Origin of the sequence: Streptomyces phyllanthi (genome assembly GCF_009377205.1) — a bacterium.
GTDB classification, from domain to species: Bacteria; Actinomycetota; Actinomycetes; order Streptomycetales; family Streptomycetaceae; genus Streptomyces; species Streptomyces phyllanthi.
On record NZ_VJZE01000651.1, the window covers coordinates 1 to 3,881 of the forward strand.

General features: G+C 71.5%; 4 protein-coding genes. 3 read left to right on the forward strand and 1 reads right to left on the reverse strand.

The genetic code is table 11. The features are described 5' to 3' along the window. Positions 1-48: 48 nt before the first annotated feature. Entirely contained in the window at positions 49-1,059 is a 1,011-nt protein-coding gene (locus tag FNH04_RS42805; protein WP_152791640.1) for a Gfo/Idh/MocA family protein, read from the reverse strand. A gap of 128 nt (positions 1,060-1,187) precedes the next feature. Here FNH04_RS42805 and FNH04_RS42810 point away from each other — a divergent pair, with 128 nt between their 5' ends. The 3 genes from FNH04_RS42810 to FNH04_RS42820 all read left to right on the forward strand — a co-directional run bounded on the left by FNH04_RS42810 (position 1,188) and on the right by FNH04_RS42820 (position 3,788). Next, positions 1,188-1,925, forward strand: a complete 738-nt coding sequence (locus tag FNH04_RS42810; protein ID WP_322725494.1) for a GntR family transcriptional regulator — start codon at positions 1,188-1,190, stop codon at positions 1,923-1,925. A gap of 139 nt (positions 1,926-2,064) precedes the next feature. Next, positions 2,065-3,210, forward strand: coding sequence for an ROK family glucokinase (locus FNH04_RS42815; RefSeq protein ID WP_152791641.1), 1,146 nt, complete (start codon positions 2,065-2,067; stop codon positions 3,208-3,210). Continuing rightward, the gene (locus FNH04_RS42820) at positions 3,207-3,788 is read left to right on the forward strand and encodes a sugar kinase (RefSeq protein WP_152791642.1); all 582 of its coding nucleotides are present in this window, start codon (positions 3,207-3,209) and stop codon (positions 3,786-3,788) included. The genes FNH04_RS42815 and FNH04_RS42820 overlap by 4 nt, the downstream gene beginning before the upstream one ends. Positions 3,789-3,881 lie beyond the last annotated feature (93 nt).

The following is a 3,881-nucleotide window of genomic DNA, read 5'->3' on the forward strand; positions in this document are numbered from 1 at the left end:
CACCCCTGCGCCCCTCGGAATCAGTCCCCGGGAATCAGTCCCCGGGAATCAGTCCCGCACCCCCGTGACCTCCCCGAGAACCACAGGCCGCTGCTCCTGACGCGACAACTCGCACGCCTCAGCGATCCGCAGCGACTGCAACGCCTCACGCCCGTCGCACGGATTGGCCCTCTCCCCCCGCACGACCTCCACGAACGCGGCGATCTCCGCCTCGTACGCGGGCCCGAACCGGTCCAGGAACCCGGTCCACGGCTTGTCCGCGGGCGGCGGACCGGACGGCTCGGCCGAGGCGATCGGCGTACGGTCGTCCAGGCCGACCACGATCGTGTCCAGCTCCCCGGCGAGCTCCATGCGCACGTCGTACCCCGCGCCGTTCAACCGCGCGGCCGTCACCGTCGCGAGCGTCCCGTCCTCCAGCGTGAGCACCGCCATCGCCGTGTCGAGGTCGCCCGTCTCACGGAACATCGCGGGCCCGGCGTCGGACCCGGTCGCGTACACCTCGGCGACCTCCTGCCCGGTCACCCAGCGCAGGATGTCGAAGTCGTGCACGAGGCAGTCCCGGTAGATCCCGCCGGACACGGGCAGGTACGCGGCCGGCGGCGGCTCCTGGTCCGCGGTCAGCGCGCGCACGGTGTGCAGCCGCCCGAGACGCCCCGACCGTACGGCCTCGCGCGCCTGGACGTACCCCGCGTCGAAGCGCCGCTGGAAGCCCATCTGGAGCACCGTCCCGGCCGCGTCCACCTCGGCGAGCGCGTGCAACGTACCTTGCAGATCAACGGCGATGGGCTTCTCGCAGAAGACGGGCAGCCCGGAGCGTGCTGCCCGACCGATCAGTTCGGCGTGGGCCGAGGTGGCGGCCGTGATGACCACCGCGTCCACACCCCAGGTGAAGATCTCGTCGACGCCGGGCGCCGCCGTCTCCCCCAGGCGGTCCGCGAGCTCCTGTGCCCGCCCGGTGTCGACGTCCGTGATGATGAGCGAGCCGACGTCCCGGTGACGGCTGAGCGTGGCCGCGTGGAACGTACCGATGCGGCCCGCACCAATGAGTCCGATGCGCATGGGAACAAATTGAGGTCGCAACCACCACCGTGTCAATGGTTTGTCTGGACAATCGAACTACACAACTTCCCGTCAACAAGCACCAGAGCTACGCTCGGGCCGTGCCGAAACCAGAAGTGGACCCGACCGTGTCGCTCCAGCTCAGCGTCGACCGCAGCAGCCCGGTCCCGCTGTACTTCCAGCTGTCCCAGCAGCTGGAGGCCGCGATCGAGCACGGAACCCTGACCCCGGGCAGCCTGCTCGGCAACGAGATCGAGCTCGCCGGCCGACTCGGTCTGTCCCGCCCGACCGTGCGCCAGGCCATCCAGTCCCTCGTCGACAAGGGCCTGCTGGTACGCCGCCGCGGTGTCGGCACCCAGGTCGTCCACAGCCAGGTCAAGCGGCCACTGGAGCTCAGCAGCCTGTACGACGACCTGGAGGCGGCCGGACAGCGCCCCGCGACCCAGGTGCTTGCCAACACCTTCGTGCCCGCCTCCGCCGAGGTCGCGGCCGCGCTCGGCGTGGGCGAGGGCAGCGAGGTGCACCGCGTGGAGCGGCTGCGGCTGGCCCACGGCGAGCCGATGGCGTACCTCTGCAACTACCTGCCCACCGGGCTCCTCGACCTGGAGAGCGGCCAACTGGAGGCGACCGGCCTGTACCGGCTGATGCGCGCCGCGGGCATCACCCTGCACAGCGCCCGCCAGACCATCGGCGCCCGCGCGGCCACGGACGTCGAGGGCGAGCGCCTCGGCGAGCCGGAGGGCGCCCCCCTGCTGACGATGCAGCGCACGACGTTCGACGACACGGGCAGAGCGGTCGAGTTCGGCACACACACGTACAGGGCTTCGCGCTACTCGTTCGAGTTCCAGCTGCTCGTACGCTCGTGAGTGTGGGCGCGCCCCGTGCTCGTCAGGCGCGCGGGGAAGCGCGCGACCAGCCACAACGCACCCGCGCCCGAGAGACGAACACGGCGCCCCCGCCTCCCCAGCGGCGCGCCTCGCGCGAGCGTACGGCACAATCGGCCCGATGAGCACCTACCGCGACTTCACCCACCGCGGCTCCGCGCGGGCCACCGTCCTGCGGACCGTGGGAACGCGCGAGCGCCGCTCCCATCTGACCGCACCCCGGGTACCCACGGTCGGCATCGACATCGGCGGTACGAAGGTGATGGCGGGCGTCGTCGACGCCGACGGCAACATCCTGGAGAAGGTCCGCACCGAGACGCCGGACAAGTCCAAGAGCCCGAGGGTCGTCGAGGACACCATCGTGGAGCTGGTCCTCGACCTCTCCGACCGGCACGACGTGCACGCGGTCGGTATCGGCGCGGCGGGCTGGGTCGACGCCGACCGCAACCGCGTGCTGTTCGCCCCCCATCTGTCCTGGCGCAACGAGCCGCTGCGCGACCGCCTCGCCGGACGCCTCGCCGTCCCGGTCCTGGTCGACAACGACGCCAACTCCGCCGCCTGGGCCGAGTGGCGCTTCGGCGCCGGCCGCGACGAGGACCACCTGGTCATGATCACGCTCGGCACCGGCATCGGCGGCGCCATCCTGGAGGACGGCCAGGTCAAGCGCGGCAAGTACGGAGTGGCGGGCGAGTTCGGCCATATGCAGGTCGTGCCCGGCGGCCACCGCTGCCCGTGCGGCAACCGCGGCTGCTGGGAGCAGTACAGCTCGGGCAACGCGCTGGTCCGCGAGGCCAAGGAGCTGGCCGCCGCCGACTCCCCGGTGGCGTACGGGATCATCGAGCACGTCAAGGGCAACATCTCCGAGATCAGCGGCCCGATGATCACCGAGCTGGCCCGCGAGGGCGACGCGATGTGCATCGAGCTGCTCCAGGACATCGGCCAGTGGCTCGGCGTCGGCATCGCCAACCTCGCGGCGGCCCTCGACCCGTCCTGCTTCGTGATCGGCGGTGGTGTCTCGGCGGCCGACGACCTGCTCATCGGCCCCGCCCGCGACGCCTTCCGGCGCCACCTCACCGGCCGCGGCTACCGCCCCGAGGCCCGTATCGCCCGCGCCCAGCTCGGCCCCGAGGCCGGTATGGTCGGCGCCGCCGACCTCGCCCGGCTCGTCGCCCGCCGCTTCCGCCGCGCCAACCGCCGCCGGGTGGAGCGTTACGAGCGCTACGCGCGGTACGTGGAGGCGCGCCGTACGACCCAGGACTCCGCATGACCTCACCCGTGAGCCCGCAGGGGCCGTCCCCGGAGGACCCGGACCGCCCGACGGAGGACCGGCGCCACGTGATACGGCGCCGCGCGCTGACCCTGCTCATCATCGTGCTGCTCATCGGCGTGCCGGCCGGTTACCTGGTCATCTCCGCGGAGCAGAGCCGCGACAGCGGCAAGGACAAGGAGAGGAAGTACTCGGCGACCGGCCTCACCGTGGGCTGGCCCTCCCGCGTCCAGCGCCGCATGTACCACATTCCCATCCCGCGGTACTCGGGCAGCGTCGCGTACTACGAGACGAACAACTGGAAGACCAGCCGCCTCTACGCCCAGTTCCTCACCAGCAACGAGGGACTGGACATGTTCCTTTCCGAGATCGGCAGCAGCTCCGCCGACCTCAGGCGCGGCGAGATCGCCATCAGCGCCCGGGACCGGCGGATCGTCGGCTGGGAGTTCGCGGAGCCGGGTCCGTGGTTCGGGCTCGTGCGGGCGCGGAAGAACCCGACACCGACGCTGGACATAGTCGTGAACCGGTCCAATCCCGACCATCCGATGGTGTACGTGGTCTCACGGACCACCCCCTGACGACCCCGCCGCCCCCACCGACGGCTGCCGGTGCCGGAGCCGATCCCGGGGCCGATTGTCAGACCCCGCCCGTAGAGTCGAAGACGACTGATC